The following is a 21634-nucleotide window of genomic DNA, read 5'->3' as shown; positions in this document are numbered from 1 at the left end:
AAGACGAACGGCGGAACGCCGGGGGCTACCGGTGCGTATCTTTCATTGTCTCCAGCCCTTACCCATGACTCGACGCCTGTCTGCTCTTGCTTCGCTCGCTGGTGTGGCCGCTCTGGTGGCCTCCACGGCGGCGTTTACGCCGGTCAAGCCGGCCCCGAAGGTCAAGGCCGCGCCGGCCGCGGCGGCCCCTGCGCCGGCCGCTGACGAGGCGGTGAACATCGATTGGCGCGTCCTCGCCGGTCTCGACTACACGAACGGCAAGGCCACCGACACGCTCAAGAAGCTCGACGGCAAGACGGTGCGCATTCCGGGCTTCGTGGTGCCGCTCGACGACTTCCAGGAGGAAGGCGCCGAGTTCCTGCTGGTGCCGTACTACGGCGCCTGCGTGCACACGCCGCCGCCGCCGCCGAACCAGATCGTGATGGTGGGCATGAGCGGCAAGAAGGCCGTGAAGCTCAACCTGTTCGATGCGGTGTGGATGTCGGGCAAGCTCAAGATCTCGTCGGTCGAGAGCCCGTACGGCACCGTGGGGTATCAGCTTGAAGGTCTCAAGGTCGAGCCTTACTCGTCGAAATGAGCGCGAACCCCGATGCGCTGCCGGCCAACGGGCCGGCAGGAGCCTCGGCGGTCGAGCTCTCGAAGGTCCGCTTCGCCTACAAGGCCGGGCGTGACGTCATCGCGATCGATCAGCTGTCGATCGCGCGGGGCGAGACGGTGTTCCTGCATGGGCCGAGCGGCAGTGGCAAGACCACGCTGCTCGGCCTTCTTGCGGGGGTACTGCAGGCGTCGAGCGGGCACGTGAAGGTGCTCGGACAGGACTTCAGCACGATGTCGAGCGGCGCCCGCGATGCCTTCCGCGCGCGGCACCTCGGCTATGTGTTCCAGATGTTCAACCTGATTCCGTATCTGTCGGTGCGGGAGAACATTCTGCTCCCCATCCGCCTCGAGGCCGCGCGCAAGGCGCGACTCGCGCCGCAAAGCATCGATGAGGCGGTCGCGGCGATCGCCACCGAGTTGGACATCAAGCAGTTCCTCGAGCGCCCCATTGGCGAGTTGAGCGTGGGGCAGCAGCAGCGCGTCGCGGCGGCCCGCGCGCTCATTGGGCATCCCGAAGTGGTGATCGCCGATGAGCCGACGAGTGCGCTCGATACCGATCGCCGCGAAGCGTTTCTGCAATTGCTCTTCGCGTCCTGCAAGCGAGCCAACGCCACGCTCGTGTTCGTGAGTCATGATCACACGCTGATGCCGATGTTCTCGCGCATCGTGGAGCTGGCCGAGATCAATACGGCAGCGCGCGTGGGGGCGGACGCCTGATGCTGATTCCGCGTCTTGCCCTCAAGTCGCTGCGCAGTCGGTTGCTGACCACGTCACTCACCGTCGCGTCGATCGCGCTCTCGGTGACGTTGCTCGTGGGCATCGAAACTGTGCGCGCCGGCGTGCGCGAAAGCTTTGCCGGTACCATTCGCGGCGTCGATCTCATCGTGGGCGCGCGCGGCGGCACCCTGCAGGTGCTGCTCAGTACCGTGTTCGGGATCGGATCCCCGGCGGGCAGCGTGAAGCTCTCCACGATGGAGCGCTGGAAGGCGCACCCGGCGGTGAAGTGGGTGGTGCCGTACTCGCTCGGCGACAGTCACCGCGGCTTTCGCGTGGTGGGCACCACCGAGGAGTTCTATCGGCGCTATCGCTTCCGCAAAGACGGCCGGATCGTCTTTGCGCAGGGGCGTGCAGCGCGCGCCGATACCGAGGTCGTGATCGGCAGCGAAGTGGCCGAGCGGCTCAAGTACCAGCTCGGCACACCGGTCGTGGTGGTCCACGGGCTGCGGGATATCGGGACGTCGAGTCATGAGGCGCACCCATTCCATGTGGTGGGCATTCTGGCGCGCACGTTCACACCGATCGATCGGGCGGTGTACGTCACGCTCGAAGGGATCGAGGCGATGCACGACGAAGGGCCGGCGGCCCCGTCTGTCGCGCCGATCGCAGCGCCTGCGGCGACAACACGCAAGCCGGCCGCGCGTGTGGATACCTCGAGGGCCGCGCGCATTCGCGAGGCGAACAAGCGGCGCGCGGCGGCCATGACCCCGCCCCCGCGGACGCCGGCGGCGATGCCCGGCGCGTCGCCGCCGCCGGGAACACCGACGGTGATGCCGGGCGCCGCACCCCCGCCCGGCACGCCGCTCGTGATGCCGGGGGCCGAGCCCCCGCCGGCGGTCGTGCAGCAAGTCGAAGCGGCGGCCGCCAAGGCCAAGGCCGTGGTGAAGGCGGCCACCGCAACGCCAAAGGCTGCGGCGCCGGCCGCGCCCGCTGCGGACGCCGAAGCCCCGCACGATCACGGCGACGACCAGATCACCGCGTTCTTCGTCGGCACCAAGAACCGTTTCGAAGCCCTGATGCTGCAGCGCGAGATGAACACCGACCTCGTGGAGCCGCTCACGGCCATCATCCCCGGCGTCGCGCTGGGTGAGTTGTGGCAGAACATCGGCAGCGCCGAAGTGGGCCTGCGCGTGGTGGCGATCTTCGCCGTCGCGATCGGTCTGACCGGCATGCTCGTGTCGCTCTACTCGTCGCTTGAGGCGCGCCGCCGGGAGATGGCCATTCTGCGCGCCATCGGTGCCGGCCCGCGCACGATCATCGCGCTGCTGGTGCTCGAGAGCGGTCTGCTGGCGCTCCTCGGCTGCGTAATTGGCGTGGCCTTCGTGTATGGCGGTCTCGCCCTCGCGCAGCAGCCCATCGAGCAGCGCTTTGGCTTGCACCTCGCGCTGCGCCCGCTGGGCAGCACGGAGTGGACGTATCTCGCCGTGGTGATGAGCGCCGGTGTGCTGATCGGATTTGTCCCGGCGTGGAAGGCGTATCGCACGAGCCTCGTGGACGGGTTGTCACCGCGCGCGTGAGGCGCTGAAGGCGATGGTTGTCAGCGCGCGGTCACGCGCGGTGTCTATGCGTGTCCCCACACTTCACCGGAGCGGCAGATGCAGCAACCAAAATTTGTGGCAGGGTTCACGGCGCTGATGCTGGTATGCGGGACCTCGGCGGCAATGGCGCAGGGGAGCCCGCTCAAGGTCTCGGAAGAGAAGCCGGGCATGCTCAAGCAGGCGAAGGTGACGCCTGAGGCCGCGTTGGCCACGGCACAGGCCAAGGTCCCCGGCGGCACGCTCAAGGAAGCCGAGATCGAGAAGGAAGACGGCAAGCTGGTGTTCGTCTTCAGCTTCACGCAAAAGGGGAAGAAAGGAGAGGACGAAGTGCTCGTGGATGCCATGACCGGCGCGCTGGTCAAGACCGAGCATGAATCGCCGGCGCAGGAAGCGAAGGAAAAGGCTGCCGAGGGCAAGGTGAAGCCCAAGGGTGCCAAGGCGGATTCCGGTGCGCGCCCACGTCGTGGTGGATGAGCTGGCGGTTCCATAACGCTGTTCCCGCTCCACCGTCTCCATGTCACGTTTTGCTGTTCATCCCATGACTCCACGCTGCGCCCTGATCTGTGCGTTAGCCACGTGGGCCGCCGCCGTGCCGGCTCTCGCGCAAACCACCAAGAATCCACTCGGGCTGCCCATTACGCCGGCGCCGGCGTACGTGCGCACCGCGCCGCCGAGTGATCCGGTCATCCAGAAGCTGTGGGACGAGGGCATGACCCGCAGTCAGGCGGGCGCGCTCGCGCAGGTGCTGATGGACTCGATCGGCCCGCGGCTCACCGGCTCGCCCGGCATGCAGCGCGGCCAGGATTGGCTGCTGGCCACGTACCAGTCGTGGGGCGTACCAGCGCGGAAGGAAGCGTACGGCACGTGGAACTCGTGGAAGCGCGGCGCGGCGTTCGTGCAGCTCACCGCGCCGCGCGTGAAGCCCATCGAAGCGATGATGCTTTCGTGGAGTGGCAGCACGAATGGGGAGTGGGTGGATGGCGATGTTGTCATCGCGAAGCCCTATCTCTCGGTGGACGACTACCGCGCGTGGCTCCCCTCGGTGAAGGGGAAGATCGTGCTGGCGAGTGCGCCGCGCCTGACCTGCCGGAGCCCGCAGCAGGTGATGGAGTTCGCCACGGACGAGAGCCGTGCCGCGCTCGACTCGGCGCAGCGCGAGCTGAGTGCCACGTATGCCGGCATCACGCAGCGCGTCCCCTCGTTCTACGCCGATCTCAAGGCGGCCGGCGCCGTGGCGGTGTTCGAGCACAACTGGTCCAACTATCCGGGGATCGATCGCATCTTCGGCTCGCCGCGCAACAGTGCGCTGCCCACGCTCGATGTCGGCTGCGAAGACTATGGGCTGCTGTTCCGTCTCGCGCAGAAGCGGCAGGGCCCCAAGGTCACGCTGATGGCCGAATCGGAGGCGCAGGGTGAGCAGCCGGTGTTCAACGTCATCGCCGAGATCAAGGGCGCCACGAAGCCGAACGAGTACGTGGTGCTCTCGGCGCACTTCGACAGCTGGGAAGGGCACTCCGGCGCCACCGACAATGGCACCGGCAGCATCACCATGCTCGAGGCGCTGCGCATTCTGAAGACGGTGCTCCCCAAGCCGAGCCGCACCATTCTCGTGGGACACTGGAGCGGCGAAGAGCAGGGGCTCTTTGGCTCCGGCGCGTTCACGGCCGATCACCCCGAGGTGGTGAAGGGGCTGCAGTTCTCGTTCAATCAGGACAACGGCACCGGTCGCATCGTGGGCACCGGGCCGGGACTCCACCCGGAGAACGGCCCCCGGCTCGCGAAGTACATGAGCGAGATGCCGGCCGAGCTGACCAAGACTATTCGGCTGGCCGGCACGAGCGGCATCGGCGGCGGTTCCGACGACGCGAGCTTCCGCTGCTGGGGCGCGCCCTCGATCGGGCTCAATGCGCTTTCCTGGGACTACAGCTACACCACGTGGCACACTAACCGCGATTCGTTCGACAAGGTCATGGTGGATGACCTGAAGCAGAACGCGACGCTGGTCGCGATGTTCGCGTATCTGGCGAGCGAGGACGCGCAGCCCTCGTCGAAGGTGCTCGTGGATCCGCTGCCGAAGGGGCAGAATGGGCAGCCCATCACTTTGCCGGCCTGTGGGCCTGTAATGCGCAACTCGACCGGGAGTCGCCGGTAAACCGCTTTCGCGCACCTCGTATACGTACCACGTATACGTAGTTCGTATACGTACACGTATACGTGGTGCGGGAACTGCGGTTACTTCGTCGTCAACCGCGCCAAGGCTTTTCGCACGACCACACTCACATCCGCGCCGCCGCCGGCTTCCATCACGGCGCGGATCGCGCGATCGGCTTCGGTCTGATTGTAGCCGAGGGCGAGGAGGGCCCGCGTGGCGTCGTCGGCGATGGGGGTGCTCGGTCCGGCACCCGTAGGGGCAGCGCCCACCTGGTCGATCTTGTCCGACAGGTCGAGAATGATCTGCTCGGCCTTCTTCCGCCCCACGCGCGGGACGCGCATGAGGGTGGTGATGTCCTTCTCGCGGAGCGCCTTCACCACGCGGTCGGGGGTGAGTGCTGAGAGAATGCCCAGCGCCAGCGCAGGTCCGACGCCCTTGGCGGTGAGCAGGCGCTGAAAGACGGCCCGCTCGTAGGCGTGCTTGAAGCCGTAGAGATGCCAACCGTCTTCACGCACGGAGAGATGCGTGAAGAGCGTCGCCTCACCGCCCACGTTGGGGAGCGTCTCGAAGACCGAGAGCGGGATGAGGCATTCGTACGCCACGCCGCCGGCGGTCATGAGCTCCACACGATCGAGATCCTTGGAGACGAGGGCACCGCGAATCTGGGCGATCATTTCGGCAGGGTGAGGCGGAGGACGGGAGACATACAGACGCTCAGCGCGGCGGCGACTCCGTCGGCGGCGTCGGCCGGCTGCGGGGCGCTCTTGAGGCGCAGCAGCCGGGTGACCATGAACTGCACCTGTTCTTTCGTGGCCGCGCCGGTGCCGGTGATCGCTTTCTTGATCTCCGTGGGCGCGGACTCGTGGATCACGAGTCCGCGCTCCTGCGCGGCGAGGAGCACGACGCCGCGGGCGTGCCCGAGTACCACCGTGGTCCGCACGTTCTTGGCGTAGAAGACATCCTCGATGGCGAGGGTGTCGGGCTGGTGGCGCTCCAGCAGTTCGACGACGCCGGTGTGGATGTCATGCAGCCGCTTGGGGAGCGGTTCGCTGGCGGCGGTGCGAATGACCCCGCACTCGACCAGCGTGGCGACGCGTCCGTCGAAGCGGACGACGCCATACCCCGTCACTGCGGTGCCCGGGTCGATCCCGAGCACCAGCGACGGGTGTTTCATCACGCGTCGGCCATCGCGCTTTCGTCCATCTCGAAGTTCGCGTCGACCTTCTGCACATCGTCGAGCTCTTCGAGGGCTTCGAGCAGCTTGAGGAGCGCGGCCGCGTTCTCGCCTTCGACCTTCACGGTGTTCTTGGGCACCCAGGCGAGTTCGGCGTCTTCGACCTTGTACTTCTTGGCCTCGAGCCCTTCCTTCACGGCGTGCAGCGCCGCCGGCTCGGTGGTGATCACGAACACCTCGCCCTCGTTCGACACATCATCGGCGCCGGCTTCGAGCGCCGCCTCGATGATCGCGTCCTCGCTCACGCCCTCGGCGGGGACGGTCATCTGCCCCTTCCGGTCGAACATGAAGGCGACGGAGTTGCTCGTGCCCATGTTGCCGCCGTTGCGCGAGAGCTTGTGGCGCACGTCGGCCACCGTGCGGGTGGGGTTGTCGGTGACCGCGGCGATCATGATCGCCACACCGCCCGGCCCGTACGCCTCGTAGAGCACTTCGGTGTAGTCCACGCCCTCGAGTTCGCCGGTGCCCTTCTTGATGGCGCGCTCGATGTTGTCCTTGGGCATCGAGCTCGCCTTGGCGTTGTCGATCGCCGTACGCAACCGCGGATTCCCCGCCGGATCGCCGCCGCCCAGCTTGGCGGCCATCGTGATTTCACGAATCAGGCGCGTGAAGAGCGCGCCGCGCTTTTTATCCGTGGCGGCCTTGTAGTGCTTGATTTGCTTCCATTTGCTGTGGCCAGCCATGGGTATTCCGGGTCGGGCGGTGCGGTGGGGTGGAACGGATCAGTCGTGGGTCGCGGGTTCTTGGTCGTGGGTTGTGGGTTACCCAGCACCCATGACCTCTCGCCCGAAACCCATCACTGATCAGTTGGAACACCCAAAGTTAGCCAACCGCCAGCCTACTCCTCCAGTACGTCCTCAAACCGCCCAAACCGCGCATCGAAGTACAGGTCCACGTAGCTCCGTGGCCCGTCGCGGTGCTTGAGGAGGAGGAGTTCGGCGGCGCCGGAGACGCCGAGGTCGGCTTCGTAGAGCTCTTCGCGGTAGAGCCCGGCCACGATGTCGGCGTGGGTGCCGGCGGCGCCGGCGAGTCCGAAGTCGCTGAGGCGGGGGCGGCGGTCGGCACGCTGACGGTCGAGGACCGGGAGGTGCACGGTGACCAGCACTACCACGTTCCGGCGCAGGGCGAGCCGCTTGAGGCCGAGGAGGATGTAGCCGAGCGCCTCCTCCTGCCCGGTGGGGACGTCGAGCAGCCCTTCGAGCGCGTCGACGACGACCAGCGGCAGCTCCGGCGACGCCTCGACGGCCCGTTCCACGGCGGCGAGGCCGCCCTGGGACAGCGTGTCCACGACGGGGGCGGCGTCGCGCAGCATGGTGGCGGCGGCGGCGAGCCGGGTGCGTTCCCCGTCCTGGACCACGCCCAGGCGCAGCGACTCGAGGGGCACCTTGGCCGACATGGCCAGTGCGCGCTCGTAGACGCGTTCGGCGTGCATCTCGGTGGTGAGGACGAGCGCTCGCTCGCGGCAGCGCAGGGCGATGGCCAGCACGAGCGATGAGGCGCCGCTGCTGTCGTCGCCACCGATGACGATGAGATCTCCACGCCGAAAGCCGCCGCCGACGGCGCGGTCGATCGACGGGAAGTAGGTCGGGATGATCCCGGCGTCCACATCGCCAGCGGCCGCGCGGTCCAGGCGGGCGACGACGCGCGTCAGCGGAGAGATGTCGGAATGGTGCGTCACGCGGCGCTTACCCGGCGAGCGTGCGCGCGAGGCGCTCCAACTCCTGCACGCTCGGGCCGTCGAGATGGGCGCCGGCGGCGGCCACGAGCGAGCGGAGCGCGCCGGCCACCTGCAGCGCCGTACCGGTCGTGGCGTCTACGGCCCGGGTAAAGGGCGCGCGCGTGGTGGAGGGGAGGGCGAGCGAGGCCAGCCAGACCTTGGCCGCGGCCGCGCGGGAGACGCGATCGGCCGGGTGCAGGGCGTCAGCGCTGGAGACCCCCTGCGCGAGGCGGGCGGTCATGAGCGCCGCCAGCGCGACTTCGCGACCACCGCCCAGCGGCAGACGTCCCGCCAGGGCGGCCAGGGCCGGAAAGGGGAAGCGCAGCGGCTCGAGGGCGTACGGAAGGGGCTCGGTGTGCACGGGCCAAATCTACACCCCCCCTGCTAACTTGCAGGGTATGGCGCAGCCGGCGAAAGCGATTCTGTGGGTGGACGACGAAGCGGAGCTGCTCGAGCCGCATCGGCTGCTGCTGTCCGACCGGGGGTACCAGGTCCAGACGGCAACCAATGCCGATGACGCCCTCGAGCTGCTGCGCCGCGCGCCGTACGATCTGGTCCTGCTCGACGAGCAGATGCCCGGCACCCGCGGGCTCGACGCCTACCGCGACATCCGCGAGATGGCCCCGTCGCTGCCGGTGGTGATGGTCACCAAGAGCGAGGAAGACGCCACGCTCAAGGAGGCCATCGGCGCGAACATCCGCGACTACCTCGTGAAGCCGGTCACCCCGCGGCAGGTGCTGACGGTGGTGACGCGCATTCTCGATGGCCCGCTCATCCGGTCGCAGGCCATGGCGCGCGCCTTCGTGGAGCGGTTCCGCGCCATCGAGCAGGAGCGCTACGCCGGCCTCGACTGGCGGGGCTGGATCGAGCGCTTCGCCGAGCTGACGCAGTGGGACGTGGATCTGGCCGAAGCGGGCGAAATGGGGCTGCACGAATCGCTGCGGGGGCTCTATCCCGATATGCAGCGCGAGTTCGCCGCCTTCATGCGTACCGAGTATCCGCGCTGGCTGCGGGAGCTCGATGGCGACCGGCCGCCGCTCTCGGTGGACGTGGTGACCGAGTTCCTGCTCCCGGTGCTGTCACGCGACCGCAAGGCGCTGTTCGTGGTGATCGATTGCCTGCGGCTCGACCAATGGCGGGCGTTGCAACCGTTGCTCACGCCGTTCTTCGAAGTCGAGACGACGCACTACTACGGCATTCTTCCCACGGCCACTCCGTATGCCCGCAATGCGCTCTTCAGCGGGCTCTTTCCGGGAGAGATCGCCGAGAAGTATCCGCAGTGGTGGGGCGATCGTGATGATGAGACGCTCAATGCCTACGAGCGGGAGCTGCTGACGGCGCACCTGGAGGAGTTGCAGGTCAAGGTGCCGGTGCGGTACCAGAAGATCACGACCGCACTCGACGCCGCCGATCTCGAGCGGCATCTCCCGGCGGCGATTGCCGGCGATGGCGTGCATGCGTTCGTCTTCAACTTCGTGGACATGCTCACGCATGGTCGCTCGGAGTCGATGATCCTGTACGAGGTGGCGAAGGACGAGATCGCCCTGCGCGCCCTCACCAAGCAGTGGTTCGAGCGGTCGGCGTTGCTCTCGCTGCTGCGCGAGGCGTCGCGCCGGAACATTTCGGTCGTGGTTACCACCGACCATGGGGCGCTCCACTGCAATACGCCGGCGACGGTGTTCGCCAAGCGGGATGCCACGGCCAACCTGCGCTACAAGTTTGGTGAGGATATCCGCGCCGAACGTCCGGAGCAGGCGCTGCTCTTTGCCGATGCCCGCGACCTGCGGCTCCCCGAGCGTGGCGCGGGCACGAACACCCTCATCGCCACGGGCGACGGCTTCTTTGTCTATCCCACGAAGCTGCGGGAGTATCAGGGGCGCTATCGCGGCTCGTTCCTGCACGGGGGCGTGTCGCCGGAGGAGTGCATCCTGCCGGTGTCGCTCCTGACCCCCAAGCGCTGACGATGGCCTCGGCGTTGAAAGAGGGGCGGCGCACGCCGTCGATGCAGCTGTGGCGGCGGCTCTGGCGGTTCGTGGCGCCGCACAAGCTCAAGCTGTTTACGGTCATCGTGCTGAACGCCACCGCCGCGGTGGCGGACGTCTTCTCGTTCACGCTGCTGGTGCCGTTCTTCAACGCGCTCTTCGGGTTGGAGCAGCTGTTGCCGTCGAATGGCACGATCGGGCGGCTGCTCGAGTCCACGATCGGCTTCCTGCTCGACCAGCGGAATCCCCAGCGCTCGCTGCAGAACGTGATGCTGATCGTGATCGCGGCGGTCACGCTCAAGAACGTGCTCGTGTGGCTCAGTGGGCAGGTCGGTGTCAAGCTGCAGGAGTTCGTCGTGCGCGACCTGCGCGACGCACTCTATGGGCATCTCCTCCGGCTGCCCCTCCCCTGGTTCACGCGCAACAAGGTCGGACAGGTCATCAGCCGGGTGCTGAACGACACGACCACCGCCAAGACGGTCGTGACCGAACTGGTGACGCGGTCGATGTGGAGCACCGCGCAGATCGTGGCGACGATCGTGGCGATGTTCGTGACGTCGTGGCGGCTGTCGATCGCGGCCCTGTTCATTGCCCCCATCACGATTGGGGCGGTGCAGCCTGTGCTCCGCAAGCTGCGCAAGGGCTACGGTCGCCTGGGGAACGATCAGGGCGAAATCACGAGCCTCGTGCAGGAAGTCGTGAGTGGCGTGCGGCTGGTGAAGTCGTATCGCGCCGAGCCGCGCGAAGAGGCAAAGTTCACGACGCGCAACGCGGCGTTCGCCAGGGGCTACATCCGCGTGGGACGCCTCGCGCTCCTCTCGGGCCCGGCCATCGAAACGCTGGGCACCATCACCGCGGTGGCCATTCTCTGGTACGGCGCGACGCTCGTGATCAGCGAGAAGTCGATGGCGCCCGCCGAGCTGATGGTGTTCCTCATTCAGGTCATGCGCATCCTGCAGCCGCTCAAGCAGCTGTCGCAGGCGCCGGCGGCGGCCCAGCAGTCGCTCGCGAGTGCCGAGCGCATTTTCGAGATCCTGGACGAGCCCACCGAGGTGGCGATCGACCGTGGGACGCGCACGCAGGCCACCTTTGGGGACTCGGTGGTGTTCGAGCACGTCACCTTCCGCCACGAGGGGGTCGAGGCCGATCGCCCGCCGGCGCTCAGCGACGTGTCGTTCACGGCGCGCAAGGGTGAGGTGATCGCCCTGGTGGGAGCGAGCGGCGCGGGGAAGAGCACGCTCGTGGACCTGCTGCCGCGCTTCATCGATCCCACGGCGGGGCGCATCCTGCTCGACGGCGTGGACCTGCGCGAAATCAAACTGGACGCGTTGCGCGCACTGACCGGCATCGTGAGCCAGGATACGGTGCTCTTCAACGACACGGTGCGCGCCAACGTGGCCTTCGGGCGCCCCGATGTGACACAGGCGCAGCTCGACGCGGCGGCGCGGGCGGCCAATGCGCTGGCCTTCATCGAAGCGCTGCCCGAAGGGTGGGACACCAACCTCGGCGAGCGCGGCACGCGCCTGTCGGGTGGCCAGCGGCAACGCCTTGCGATTGCCCGGGCGCTGCTCTCCGATCCGCCCATTCTCATTCTCGACGAAGCGACGAGTGCGCTCGACGTGGAGAGCGAACGGCTGGTGCAGGAGGCGATCGATCGCCTGCTCGCCGGGCGCACCGTCTTCGTGATTGCGCACCGGCTGGCCACCATTCAGCATGCCGATCGCATTCTGGTGCTCGATCGCGGCCAGCTCGTGGAGGAAGGCACGCACGTCGCGCTGCTGGCGAAGGGGGGGGCGTACGCCCGACTGCATGCGCTGCAGTTCGATCGGCGCGACGAGGCTGCCGCTGGTGACGCGGAGACGGCGCTCTCGACCTCGGCGCTCGGCGCGTAGCGGCCATGCGGGTCGTCGTGCTCACCACCAGCGAGCGGTACACGCCGAGCGTGCGCCTGCTGGCGGCCGTGGCCGCGGGCCTGGGGCGACGTGGTGAGATCGCGGCGGTGGCCTGCCTGTCGCGCGGTGAGGTCGAGCGGGCGATCGAGGCGGAGTGGCCGCGGTTGTCGCACCGTGCCATCGTGGGGTCCGGCTTCGTGCGCCGCACGGCGAGTGTGCGCGGGATCGTCACGGCGCTGCGGCCCGATGCGATGCTCGTGGGGAGCGAGGCCGATGCCTCCATCGCGGCCGTGGCGCTTGGTGCGCGGGGCGGCGTGGTGCGCCGGCTGTCGGTGGGAGAAAGCGCGGCGCTGGTCCGCGAGGACGCGTCGGACAACGGGTGGCGGCAGCGCCTCGCGCGGTCGCGGACCCGCTATGAGGCGTGGGGCGTGGACGGACTGGCGGTGAGCTGGCCCGAGCCTATCGAACCCGACGCGCTCGATCCGGCGTTGCACCCGCTACCGATTGCGCCGCCGCATCTGGTGATCGTGCCGCCGCGCACGCACGACGAACACACCGCGCTCGCCTTGCGCGCTGCGGCGCAGCTGCGGGCGCGGCATCCGGCGTTGCGGGTCACGTTGCTGGGGAACACGGCCGAGCTGCAGGCCACGCGCCTGCACGCGGCGGCGCTCGACCTGACGAACGTGATGCAGATCGCGCCGCTCGATGTGCTGTTGCATCATCAGCCGCTCGACGCCTTTGCGACGTGGGTCTGTGCGGCCGATGATGCGGGCGCGGTGGCGACGCTCGCCGCGATGCAACAGCGTGTTCCGGTCGTGGTGCCGGCCGCGTCCGCCTTTGCGTCGCTGGTGGATCCGCGTGTGTCGGGCTTTGCGGCCGATGCGGCCACGCTCCCGGTGGTCGTCTCGGAGTTGGCGCGCCTGCTCGGCGATCACGAGGCCGCCCGTCGCATGGGGCTCGCGGCGCAATCACGTGCGCGCGACGCCTTTGGGTGGGATGCCTTTGTGGACGCCGCGGCGGAGCGGTTGGCCCGGGTGAGCGGAACCACGGCGGCGCGCATCACGTCGCGGCCCAGTCTCACGCCGGCATGAGCACGCCGGTGCGCGCCGTTGGGGCGAGTGATACGTGGAGCCGGCTGCGCGCCGATGGGCGCAGCTGGATCGGCCTCGTGGTCGTGGGTGGACTCGTGCTGCTGGCGGCGGCCGCGCCGTTGGCTACGCGACTCGATCCGGCGGCCATCGATTTGCGCCATACGCTCGAAGCGCCCAGTGCCGCGCATTGGTTGGGCACGGACGCCCAGGGGCGCGATGTGTGGGCGCGCCTGATCTACGGCGCGCGCGTCTCGCTGCTCGTGGGGCTCGTGTCGCAGGGGATCGCGCTGTCGATTGGTGTGGTGCTCGGGCTCGTGGCCGGCTACCGCGGCCGCTGGACGGATGATGTGGTGATGCGTCTGGCCGATGTGACGCTCGCCTTTCCCACGCTGCTGCTGCTCATCGCGATGGCGGCGGCCTTCGAGCCGTCGCTCACGGTGGTGTGCGTGGTGATTGGTGTGGTGGGATGGGCCGGGATGGCGCGTCTGGTACGCGGGCAGGTCTTGGTGGTGCGCGAGCTCGAGTACGTGCAGGCGATGCGCGCGCTCGGCGCCGCGGACGCTCGCATTCTGCTACGCCACGTCTTACCGAACGTCGTGGCCCCGGTGGTGATTGCGGCCACGCTGGGGATTGCCGGCGCGATCATGGCCGAAGCGGCGCTGTCGTTCCTTGGCCTCGGTGTGCAGCCGCCAACCCCGAGCTGGGGGGCCATGATCGCGGATGGGCGCGATCTATCGCAGCTGCGGAACGCCCCCTGGACCTCGCTGGCGCCCGGTCTCGCGATCGGTTTCGCGGTGCTTGGCTTCAACCTCTTGGGCGATGCCCTGCGCGACGCGCTCGATCCGCGTGCGCACCGTCGCCTCTGACCCTCCGTTTCTGCGACCCATGAGCCTCGATGTCCCGGCGCTGCGCGCGCGCGAGTACGCCTGGATGGCGGACGATCCCACGATCTATCTCAACGCCGCCAGTACCGGTCCCAACCCCCAGCGCGCGGTCGACACCTTTGCGCGATGGGCGGGGCTGCGAGCCAGGCCGCACACCATTCCGTTTGCGCTGATGCAGGAGGCGGCGGCGACCGCGCGTACGCAGTTCGCCGCGCTCGTGGGGGCCGACGCCGACGAGATCGCGCTGATGCCCAACACCACGTACGGGCTCAATCTCGCCGCGCGCGCGTTGCCGCTGCGGCCGGGCGTGATTCTGGCGTTCGACGGCGAGTTTCCGAGCTGCGTCTACCCGTTCCAGGCCCTCGGCTCACGCGGCATCACGCTCGAACTCATCCCGCGCGTGAACGGGTTGCCGGACGAAGACGCGCTGGTGACGGCCATTCAGCAGCGCGATGATGTGGTGGCCGTCGTCGTGAGCTGGGTGCAGTTTGCCACCGGCTTCGTCGCGGACCTCGCGCGCATCGGTCACGCCTGTCGGCAGAAGGGCGTCTTCGTGATCGTGGACGGTATTCAGGGCTGCGGTATCCGCCCCATCGATCTGCATGCCCTGCCGGTGGACATCTTCGCCAGCGGCGCGCAGAAGTGGCAGCTCAGCCCGTGGGGCACCGGCTTCGTGTATGTCCGCCGTGGACTCGTCACGCAGCTCGAGCCGCTCGATGTGGGGTGGGCGTGCATGAAGTCGAGTACCGACTACACGCGCCTGACCGACTACGAGTTCGACTTCTTCGACGACGCCCGGCGATTTGAAGTGGTGACGCTGGCCTACCACGACTTTGCCGTCGCCAACGCCGCCACCGCCATGCTCCTCGAGCTCGGCGTGGCCAATGTCGCCGCGCACATCGAGGCGCTGGGCGACCGCATTGTGGCGTGGGCCGAGTCACGGTCCGATGTGCGGCTGGTCACGCCAGCGGATCGCGCGCGGCGGGCAGGCGTCTTCTCGTTCGCGCCAACGGCCCTCGACGCGATGGCGGCTCGGCTCAAGGCGGGACATGTGTCCTACACTGTGCGCGAGGGGGCGATTCGGTTGTCGCCGCACTGCTATAACACCGCTGACGAGATCGATCGGGTGCTTGGGCTGCTGGACTCTTAGGGCTCGCTGCGCTCGCCGACAACCGGGAAACAAAATGGACAACCCACGAGGATTGGCTTCGGCCACAATCCTCGTGGGTTGTCCCGCTGTTGTCCCAGTTGTCGGCGAGCGCAGCGAGCCCTAGGGAACCTGCACCAACCCAAACTCCCGCTGTCCCTTGCGAATGAGCAGATGCCGCCCGCGCAGCAACCGCTCCTCGCCAACGACACGATCGGCGGCGGTGAGCTTCGCGCCGTTCACGGCGATCCCGCCCTGTTCGAGCAGGCGCTTGGCGGCACCACGCGAGGCGGCGATGCCCAGCAGCGTGAGGCATTCGTAGATGTCCACGCCACTCGCCGGCGGGTTCTCGGCAGGCGGGGCGTAGGTGGCGAACGGAATCTCCTCGCGCAGGGCCGCGAGCGCTCCGTCGGAGAGCGCGGCGGGATCGGCCTTTTCGAAGAGCAGCGCCGAGACTTCCTGCGCCACGCGGGCGGCATCGGCGCCGTGCACGCGGGCGGTGACGTCGGTCGCGAGGGCGCGCTGAGCAGCGCGCTTCTCGGGCGCCGTCCGTACGGCCTCGTCGAGCGCTTCGATCTCCTCGCGTGAGAGGAGCGAGAAGTAGCGGAGGTAGCGCGACACATCGCGGTCGTCGGCGCCGATCCAGAACTGGTAGAACTTGTACGGCGACGTGCGCGCCGGGTCGAGCCACACCGAGCCGCCACCCGTGCTCTTGCCGAACTTAGTGCCGTCGGCGTTGGTGATGAGCGGGAAGGTGAGCGCGTGCGCCTCCCCGCCCGTCGTTTTGCGGATGAGCTCGAGGCCGGCGGTGATGTTCCCCCACTGGTCGCTGCCACCGATCTGCAGCGTGACCCCCTCGCGCTTGTGCAGTTCGAGGAAGTCGTAGCTCTGGAGCAGCATGTAGGAGAACTCCGTGAAGGAGATACCGCCCTCGAGGCGGCTCTTCACCGAGTCCTTGGCCAGCATGTAGTTGATGGAGAAATGCTTGCCGGTGTCGCGCAGGAAATCGAGCAGCGACAGCGGCATCAGCCAGTCGGCATTGTTCATCAGCTTCGCGCCCCTGGGGCCCTCGAAGTCGAGGAACTTGGCCAGCTGCCCGCGAATGGCCTCGGCGTTGGCGCGAATCGTGTCGAGATCCTGGAGGTTCCGCTCGCTGCTGCGCCCGCTCGGATCGCCGATCATCCCCGTGCCGCCGCCTACGAGCGCGATGGGACGGTGGCCGGCACGCTGCAGGTGTACCAGCCCCATCACGGGGACGAGGTTGCCGACGTGCAGGCTCGACGCCGTGGGGTCGAACCCGCAGTAGCCGGTCACGGTACCACTCTGGAACGCCGCCGGCAGACCGTCGGTGTGCTGAAACAGGAGCTCGCGCCAGGCGAGTTCTTCGAGGGGGGCTGGATTCGCGGACATGGTCCCAAGATAACCGGGCCGGTCGGCGTGGCGCCGGGCCCCCGCGATCGGTAGCCTTCAGGACCGCTATGGCCTTCTTCTCCCTGCTTTCGCGCCGCCCGTGGCTCGGGTGGCTGCTGGTGCTCGCGCTCTTCGGCGGCGGGCTCGGGGTCGGCACCCTGCTGGGTGCCTGGACCGTGATCTGCCGCGACGGGCGCTGCCCGTCCATCGCCTCGCTCGAAGCCTACGTGCCCCGGCAGACCTCCAAGGTCTTTGCCGCCGATGGGCGCTTCGTCACCGAACTGGGGCTCGAGCGCCGGACGCTGGTGACGCTCAAGGACATCCCGAAGCATGTCCAGGACGCCGTCGTGAAGACCGAAGACCGGCGCTTCTACAGCCACCACGGCATCGACTACTTCCGCATCTTCGGGGCGGCGCTCCGGAACGTGAAGGCCGGCGGCTACGCGCAGGGCTTCTCCACGATCACGATGCAGCTCGCCCGCAACGTCTTCTCCGATCGCATCTCGCGCGAGAAGACGCTGCTCCGGAAGCTCAAGGAAGCCCGCGTGGCCCGCGCGATCGAGCAGCGCTACTCCAAGCAGCGCATTCTCGAGCTCTATCTCAATCAGGTCTATCTGGGCAACGGCGCCTACGGCGTGGAGACAGCGTCGCAGCGCTATTTCGGCAAGTCGGTGCGCGACGTCACGGTGGCCGAGGCCGCGGTGCTGGCGGGGCTGCTCAAGGGACCCGAGCGCTACAATCCGCGCCGCTTTGCCGATCGGGCCATTCAGCGGCGCAACACGGTGCTCGAGCTGATGCGCCGCGAGGGCGCCATCACCGACGCGGATGCCTCCCTTGCCAAGGCATATCCGCTGCAGCTCGCCGAGCGCACCGAAAGCGGTGATATCGCACCGTACTTTGTGGAGTGGGTTCGCCAGGAGCTCGAGGAGCACTTTGGCAAGCGGCTCTACGATGAAGGGCTCAAGGTGTACACGAGTCTCGACGTGGACATGCAGCTCGCTGCCGAACGCGCGCTGGAGAACCAGCTGCAGGCGATCGAAGCCGGGCGCCACGGCAAGTACGCGCATCTCACCTACGAGGGGTATCTCGCCCGCAGCGCCGATGGTGGTGAGACCGGCGCGGCGAACTCGCCGTACCTGCAGGGCGCCTTCGTGGCGCTCGACCCGCGCACCGGGGCCGTTCGCGCGATGGTGGGCGGCCGCGACTTCGGTGACTCCAAGTTCAACCGCGCGGTGCAGGCGATGCGCCAGCCGGGATCGACGTTCAAGCCGATCGTGTACGCGAGTGCGGTGCATCAGGGCTTCAGCCCCGCGCAGGTGGTGGACGATTCGCCGATCTCGCTCGATCAGGTGAGCGGCGAGACGTGGACGCCCAGCAACTACGACATGAAGTTCATGGGCGCGATGCCGATGCGCAAAGCGCTCTACATGTCTCGCAATCTGGCGGCGATTCGCACCGGCATGGCGGTGGGCGAAGAGGGCGTCATCTCGATGGCCCGCAAGTTCGGCATCACGACGCCCATTCCGCCGTACCCGTCGATCTTCATCGGCTCGGCGGACGTCTATCCGATTCAGATGATCGGCGCCTACTCGGTGTTCGCCAACCTCGGGCTGCGGACCTCGCCGTACGCGATCGTGCGGGTGGAGAATGCCGAAGGGAAGGTGATCTGGAAGCCCGAACCGGAGCGCGAGGCAGTGCTCTCGCCCGAAGAGTCGTGGCTGATGGTCAGCATGATGAAGGACGTCGTGGTGCGCGGCACCGGCGCGCGCATCTGGCAGAGCGGCTTCCATGTCCCGGCCGGCGGCAAGACGGGGACGACCAACGACGGTGCCGACGTGTGGTTTATTGGCTACACGGCGGATCTGGTGGCCGGTGTGTGGATGGGCTTCGACAAGCCGCAGAAGATCAAGGCCAACGCGCAGGGCGGCGAACTGGCCGCGCCGGCGTGGGCCGCGTTCATGACCGAAGTGTACCGTCGCAAGCCGCAGCCGCCCGACTGGCCGCGCCCCGATGGCGTGATCGTGCGTGAAGTGGACGCGGTGACGGGGCGGCTCGCCAACAGCAACTGCACCGGCAACCTGGTGACGGAGTTCTTCGTGCAGGGCACGGAGCCCACCAAGAGCTGCACCGATCCGGCCGGTCCGTCGCCGTTCGTGATCGACACGGCGCGCTATCGCAGCAAGGCCGACACCTCGAATCCGTTCCGCCTGCCCCCGTCGTGAGCGTGACCGGCGCCCGCACTCTCTATTCGGCCGCCTGGGTCCTCCCCATGGCGGCCGCGCCTCTTCCCAACGGCGCGGTGCTCGTGGAGGGGGACGCGATCGCGTGGGTCGGTGCCGCCGCGGCGTTCCCGGAGTCTGCCGACGTGCGCCGGGTGGATCTCGGTGCCGCCGCGCTCCTGCCGGGCCTCGTGAACGCGCACAGTCATCTCGAGCTCACCACGCTGCGCGGGTATCTCGAGGGGTTTGCGTTCCGCGACTGGCTGGTGACGCTCACACGGGTGCGGCGCGATGTGCTGACGGCCGAGGATCTCCTCGATGCGTCGCGCCTGGGGATCGTGGAAGCGCTGGCGCACGGCATCACCACCCTGGCCGATACCACCGATTCGGCGGCCCCGCTGGTCGCCATGCGCGAACTCGGCGTGCGTGGCATTGGGTATGTGGAGGTCTTCGGCCCCGATCCGGTGCAGCGCGATGGATCGATGGCACGGCTGCGCGAGCGGGTGGCGGACCTACGGACGCAGGATACGGCGCTGGTGCGCACGGGCATTTCGCCGCACGCGCCGTATACGGTGTCCGTGCCGCTTTTCCGCGCTGCCGCCGAGTATGCGCGCGCAGAGGCGCTGCCGATGGCCGTGCACATCGCCGAGAGTGCCGCCGAGGTGGCATTCGTGGTGGAGGGCGCGGGACCGTTCGCCGATGGATTGCGCGCGCGCGGTATTGCCGTCGCGCCGCAGGCGCGGTCACCGATTGCGCTGCTGGATGCCTGCGGGGTGCTGGAGGCGCGCCCGCTCCTCATTCATGCGATTCGCACCGACGATGACGATCTCGCCCGCGTCGCCGACGCCGGTGCGACGATCGTGCACTGCCCCGTGTCGAACGCCAAGCTCGGTCACGCCATCGCGCCGCTCGACCGGATGCTGGCGCACGGCATCGCCACCGGCCTCGGAACCGATTCGGTGGCGAGCAACGACCGCATGCATCTGCTGGAGGAAGCGCGGCAGGCCTGTCTGTTTCACGCCCTGCGGTCGGGGGAACCGGACTCGCTGCATCCGTCACGGGCGCTGGAACTGGCCACGGTTGGTGGTGCGCGCGCGCTCGGGCTCGACACGCTGATCGGCACGCTCGAGGTCGGCAAACAGGCAGATCTGGCGGCGTTTCCCCTCGTCCAGCCTTGGGCGCCGGCGGTCTTTGATCCGACGGTCACGCTCGTCCACGTGCTCGGTGGTTCGGCGCGGGCGTCCCTCGTCACGGTGGCGGGGAAGGAACTCGTGCGCGGGGGGGAGGTGCTGGGCGTGGATCCCGGCCTCTACGCGCGGGTCGAGTCCGTATCAGGGCGCCTTCGGCGCGACCACTAACGAGGGTGGGGACAGCTGACGAGGTTCGTTGCCAGAGACTATCCTCGTCAGTTGTCCCGTGCCTCGTTCGTCGTCGCGTAAAAGCGCCCACCGTCCCTTGCCTCGTTGGTTGTCCCGACGGTATCGTACGCCATGCACCGCTCCGCCCCGCGCGCCCTCGGCAGTTGGGAGAGTTCCTGCAGACCCTGCCGGAGCCGCGCGAGCGTGCGCAGGTCTGTGCTCGTGTGACCCCATCGAATCCCCGCTGCATGCCGGTCGGCCTCGTGCCGACGCATCAGCGGGGATTTCGCTTGGTGCCCCCGGAGTACGGTGGTTCGGAATCGTTCGTGGTTGTCGCAGGCACTTTCAGCGGAGGGTAGGGCGTGATCGCCGGCTGTCTCGCACTGAATGCGTCGTACGAACCCCTGACGATGGTCCCGCTGCGGCGGGCCCTTCGCCTCGTCATTGACGGCAAGGCCGAGATCGTCGAGGCCGACCTGGCAGTCCCCGTACGATCGGAAAAGCAGGCCTATCCGCGCCCGGCGGTCATTCGCCTGACGCGTTACGTGCACGTGCCGCGGCGTTTCCGCCGGCAGGTCACGAACACGTTCCTCTTCGCGCGCGACGACTATCAGTGCCAGTACTGTGGGCGCCGGCAGAGCGAGCTCAAGCCGCGGGAATCGCTCACCCGCGATCACCTCATTCCGATGTCGCGCGGCGGCACGAACGAGTGGTCGAACGTGGTCACGGCGTGCAGTCCGTGCAACACGAAGAAGGCCAATCGCATGCCGAATGAAATCGGGATGCACCCGCTGCACGTGCCGGTCGAACCGCACTTCGTGCATCTGTCGTGGGCCGTGCGCCGCCTGACGCCGATCCAGTCGCAGTACATCCGCACCTTCTACGGTGAGGACACCCTGCGCGAACTGCAGAAGATCGAAGGGGCCACGCGCCCGCTCGTCAGCGAGCGCTTGTAGGCGAACGCCTCTAGAAGAGGTCCATCGCCGGACTGCGCGCCTCGAGCCGACGCACCTCGCCGCCCAGAATGCGGCTGGCGAGGGAGCGCAGGCCGCGCGTCAGCACCGTGCCGGGGTTGCGGCGCCCGCGGACCAGCGGGCGCGCCTCACCCTTGAGCCAGCGCTCCAGTTCGTCGAGATCGCTCACGTCGAGCGTCTGGAGTTCGGCCTGCACGAGGACATAGCTCTTGCGGCCCCGCGGCGGCGGGGGCAACGCCGGCTGAAAGGCGAGCTCAGACGCCGCACGCGCGTCGGCAAAGCGCACATAGCTGCCCAACGGTGTCACCCGGTTGGCGACGACCCGCGCCACTTCGTATGCGCGATCGACGACGCTGTAGCGCACGATGATGCTCCACTCGCTGCTGCTCTGCTGATCGTCGAACCAGCGGCCGATCGACCACGTCTCCGCTCGCACGGTGAGCCGCGCCGGGAAGCCGCTCTTGAGGAGCGTATCGAACGGCTGTTCGGCGAGGACGTTCCGCACCGCGACCTGCGGCGGGTAGGCGCCCGGGGCGACGCGGATCTCGATCTCAGGTCTGCCTTGGGCGCGCGCGCTCAGCCCTGTGGTGAGCAGGACCAGGGTGACGAGGAGCGCGCGCGCGAGGGACACGGAGGGAGTCGGGAGGGCGCGGAGGTGGGTA

20 protein-coding genes are annotated in these 21634 nt (G+C 68.2%); 13 read left to right on the top strand and 7 right to left on the bottom strand.

The genetic code is table 11. The features are described 5' to 3' along the window. The first annotated feature begins 64 nt into the window (after positions 1 to 64). From K2R93_09395 to K2R93_09375, 5 genes are all read left to right on the top strand, one after another. The gene (locus tag K2R93_09395; protein ID MBY0490039.1) at positions 65 to 577 is read left to right on the top strand and encodes a DUF3299 domain-containing protein; all 513 of its coding nucleotides are present in this window, start codon (positions 65 to 67) and stop codon (positions 575 to 577) included. Further along, positions 574 to 1314 carry an ABC transporter ATP-binding protein gene (locus K2R93_09390; protein MBY0490038.1) on the top strand — a complete coding sequence of 247 codons (741 nt, stop codon included), beginning with the start codon at positions 574 to 576 and terminating at the stop codon, positions 1312 to 1314. The genes K2R93_09395 and K2R93_09390 overlap by 4 nt, the downstream gene beginning before the upstream one ends. Beyond that, positions 1314 to 2891, top strand: coding sequence for an ABC transporter permease (locus K2R93_09385; protein ID MBY0490037.1), 1578 nt, complete (start codon positions 1314 to 1316; stop codon positions 2889 to 2891). The genes K2R93_09390 and K2R93_09385 overlap by 1 nt, the downstream gene beginning before the upstream one ends. A 78-nt stretch (positions 2892 to 2969) precedes the next feature. After that, the gene (locus K2R93_09380; protein ID MBY0490036.1) at positions 2970 to 3386 is read left to right on the top strand and encodes a PepSY domain-containing protein; all 417 of its coding nucleotides are present in this window, start codon (positions 2970 to 2972) and stop codon (positions 3384 to 3386) included. Positions 3387 to 3450: 64 nt separating this feature from the next. Next, the gene (locus K2R93_09375) at positions 3451 to 5064 is read left to right on the top strand and encodes a M20/M25/M40 family metallo-hydrolase (protein MBY0490035.1); all 1614 of its coding nucleotides are present in this window, start codon (positions 3451 to 3453) and stop codon (positions 5062 to 5064) included. Positions 5065 to 5144: 80 nt separating this feature from the next. Here the strand turns inward: K2R93_09375 and ruvA are convergent, their stop codons facing one another. The 5 genes from ruvA to K2R93_09350 form a co-directional block, all read right to left on the bottom strand. Continuing rightward, positions 5145 to 5738 (bottom strand): Holliday junction branch migration protein RuvA, encoded by a 594-nt coding sequence (ruvA, locus tag K2R93_09370; GenBank protein ID MBY0490034.1) that lies wholly within the window; start codon positions 5736 to 5738, stop codon positions 5145 to 5147. After that, on the bottom strand, positions 5735 to 6238 hold the full coding sequence (gene ruvC, locus K2R93_09365) for a crossover junction endodeoxyribonuclease RuvC (GenBank protein ID MBY0490033.1): 504 nt from the start codon (positions 6236 to 6238) through the stop codon (positions 5735 to 5737). The genes ruvA and ruvC overlap by 4 nt, the downstream gene beginning before the upstream one ends. Continuing rightward, entirely contained in the window at positions 6238 to 6981 is a 744-nt protein-coding gene (locus K2R93_09360) for a YebC/PmpR family DNA-binding transcriptional regulator (protein MBY0490032.1), read from the bottom strand. Before K2R93_09360 ends, ruvC begins: the two co-directional genes overlap by 1 nt. Positions 6982 to 7136: 155 nt before the next feature. Beyond that, positions 7137 to 7976 carry an AAA family ATPase gene (locus tag K2R93_09355; protein ID MBY0490031.1) on the bottom strand — a complete coding sequence of 280 codons (840 nt, stop codon included), beginning with the start codon at positions 7974 to 7976 and terminating at the stop codon, positions 7137 to 7139. Positions 7977 to 7983: 7 nt separating this feature from the next. Beyond that, positions 7984 to 8376, bottom strand: a complete 393-nt coding sequence (locus K2R93_09350; protein ID MBY0490030.1) for a hypothetical protein — start codon at positions 8374 to 8376, stop codon at positions 7984 to 7986. 37 nt (positions 8377 to 8413) lie between these two features. Here K2R93_09350 and K2R93_09345 point away from each other — a divergent pair, with 37 nt between their 5' ends. From K2R93_09345 to K2R93_09325, 5 genes are read left to right on the top strand one after another with little or no spacing between them, the layout of a single operon-like run. Beyond that, positions 8414 to 9976 carry a response regulator gene (locus tag K2R93_09345; protein ID MBY0490029.1) on the top strand — a complete coding sequence of 521 codons (1563 nt, stop codon included), beginning with the start codon at positions 8414 to 8416 and terminating at the stop codon, positions 9974 to 9976. Positions 9977 to 9978: 2 nt separating this feature from the next. After that, complete coding sequence (locus K2R93_09340; protein MBY0490028.1) at positions 9979 to 11889, top strand: ABC transporter ATP-binding protein/permease; 1911 nt, start codon at positions 9979 to 9981, stop codon at positions 11887 to 11889. Positions 11890 to 11894: 5 nt separating this feature from the next. Continuing rightward, positions 11895 to 12980 (top strand): glycosyltransferase, encoded by a 1086-nt coding sequence (locus tag K2R93_09335; protein MBY0490027.1) that lies wholly within the window; start codon positions 11895 to 11897, stop codon positions 12978 to 12980. Then, positions 12977 to 13846 (top strand): ABC transporter permease, encoded by an 870-nt coding sequence (locus K2R93_09330; protein ID MBY0490026.1) that lies wholly within the window; start codon positions 12977 to 12979, stop codon positions 13844 to 13846. Before K2R93_09335 ends, K2R93_09330 begins: the two co-directional genes overlap by 4 nt. 19 nt (positions 13847 to 13865) lie before the next feature. Beyond that, the gene (locus K2R93_09325; protein MBY0490025.1) at positions 13866 to 15014 is read left to right on the top strand and encodes an aminotransferase class V-fold PLP-dependent enzyme; all 1149 of its coding nucleotides are present in this window, start codon (positions 13866 to 13868) and stop codon (positions 15012 to 15014) included. A 120-nt stretch (positions 15015 to 15134) separates the two neighbouring features. Here K2R93_09325 and tyrS read toward each other — a convergent pair whose 3' ends face one another. Further along, positions 15135 to 16421, bottom strand: coding sequence for a tyrosine--tRNA ligase (tyrS, locus tag K2R93_09320; GenBank protein MBY0490024.1), 1287 nt, complete (start codon positions 16419 to 16421; stop codon positions 15135 to 15137). Between the two features lie 68 nt (positions 16422 to 16489). Here tyrS and K2R93_09315 point away from each other — a divergent pair, with 68 nt between their 5' ends. The 3 genes from K2R93_09315 to K2R93_09305 all read left to right on the top strand — a co-directional run bounded on the left by K2R93_09315 (position 16490) and on the right by K2R93_09305 (position 20954). Next, positions 16490 to 18643, top strand: a complete 2154-nt coding sequence (locus tag K2R93_09315) for a penicillin-binding protein 1A (GenBank protein ID MBY0490023.1) — start codon at positions 16490 to 16492, stop codon at positions 18641 to 18643. A 2-nt stretch (positions 18644 to 18645) separates the two neighbouring features. After that, positions 18646 to 19998, top strand: a complete 1353-nt coding sequence (locus K2R93_09310) for an amidohydrolase family protein (GenBank protein MBY0490022.1) — start codon at positions 18646 to 18648, stop codon at positions 19996 to 19998. Between the two features lie 362 nt (positions 19999 to 20360). After that, on the top strand, positions 20361 to 20954 hold the full coding sequence (locus K2R93_09305; GenBank protein ID MBY0490021.1) for an HNH endonuclease: 594 nt from the start codon (positions 20361 to 20363) through the stop codon (positions 20952 to 20954). 10 nt (positions 20955 to 20964) lie between these two features. Here K2R93_09305 and K2R93_09300 read toward each other — a convergent pair whose 3' ends face one another. Then, positions 20965 to 21603 (bottom strand): hypothetical protein, encoded by a 639-nt coding sequence (locus K2R93_09300; protein MBY0490020.1) that lies wholly within the window; start codon positions 21601 to 21603, stop codon positions 20965 to 20967. Between the last annotated feature and the right edge of the window lie 31 nt (positions 21604 to 21634).

It is taken from the genome of Gemmatimonadaceae bacterium, assembly GCA_019752115.1.
Classification (GTDB): domain Bacteria; phylum Gemmatimonadota; class Gemmatimonadetes; order Gemmatimonadales; family Gemmatimonadaceae; genus Gemmatimonas.
This window is presented reverse-complemented; position numbering and strand designations above follow the sequence as displayed.

Excerpts from the sequence above, each read along its gene's own strand:
- K2R93_09330 (MBY0490026.1), top strand. The coding sequence starts at position 12,977 with ATGAGCACGCCGGTGCGCGCCGTTGGGGCGAGTGATACGTGGAGCCGG.
- K2R93_09375 (MBY0490035.1), top strand. The coding sequence starts at position 3,451 with ATGACTCCACGCTGCGCCCTGATCTGTGCGTTAGCCACGTGGGCCGCC.
- tyrS (MBY0490024.1), bottom strand. The coding sequence starts at position 16,421 with ATGTCCGCGAATCCAGCCCCCCTCGAAGAACTCGCCTGGCGCGAGCTC.
- ruvC (MBY0490033.1), bottom strand. The coding sequence starts at position 6,238 with ATGAAACACCCGTCGCTGGTGCTCGGGATCGACCCGGGCACCGCAGTG.
- K2R93_09385 (MBY0490037.1), top strand. The coding sequence starts at position 1,314 with ATGCTGATTCCGCGTCTTGCCCTCAAGTCGCTGCGCAGTCGGTTGCTG.
- K2R93_09325 (MBY0490025.1), top strand. The coding sequence starts at position 13,866 with ATGAGCCTCGATGTCCCGGCGCTGCGCGCGCGCGAGTACGCCTGGATG.
- K2R93_09335 (MBY0490027.1), top strand. The coding sequence starts at position 11,895 with ATGCGGGTCGTCGTGCTCACCACCAGCGAGCGGTACACGCCGAGCGTG.
- K2R93_09380 (MBY0490036.1), top strand. The coding sequence starts at position 2,970 with ATGCAGCAACCAAAATTTGTGGCAGGGTTCACGGCGCTGATGCTGGTA.
- K2R93_09360 (MBY0490032.1), bottom strand. The coding sequence starts at position 6,981 with ATGGCTGGCCACAGCAAATGGAAGCAAATCAAGCACTACAAGGCCGCC.
- ruvA (MBY0490034.1), bottom strand. The coding sequence starts at position 5,738 with ATGATCGCCCAGATTCGCGGTGCCCTCGTCTCCAAGGATCTCGATCGT.
- K2R93_09345 (MBY0490029.1), top strand. The coding sequence starts at position 8,414 with ATGGCGCAGCCGGCGAAAGCGATTCTGTGGGTGGACGACGAAGCGGAG.
- K2R93_09340 (MBY0490028.1), top strand. The coding sequence starts at position 9,979 with ATGGCCTCGGCGTTGAAAGAGGGGCGGCGCACGCCGTCGATGCAGCTG.
- K2R93_09395 (MBY0490039.1), top strand. The coding sequence starts at position 65 with ATGACTCGACGCCTGTCTGCTCTTGCTTCGCTCGCTGGTGTGGCCGCT.
- K2R93_09315 (MBY0490023.1), top strand. The coding sequence starts at position 16,490 with ATGGCCTTCTTCTCCCTGCTTTCGCGCCGCCCGTGGCTCGGGTGGCTG.
- K2R93_09390 (MBY0490038.1), top strand. The coding sequence starts at position 574 with ATGAGCGCGAACCCCGATGCGCTGCCGGCCAACGGGCCGGCAGGAGCC.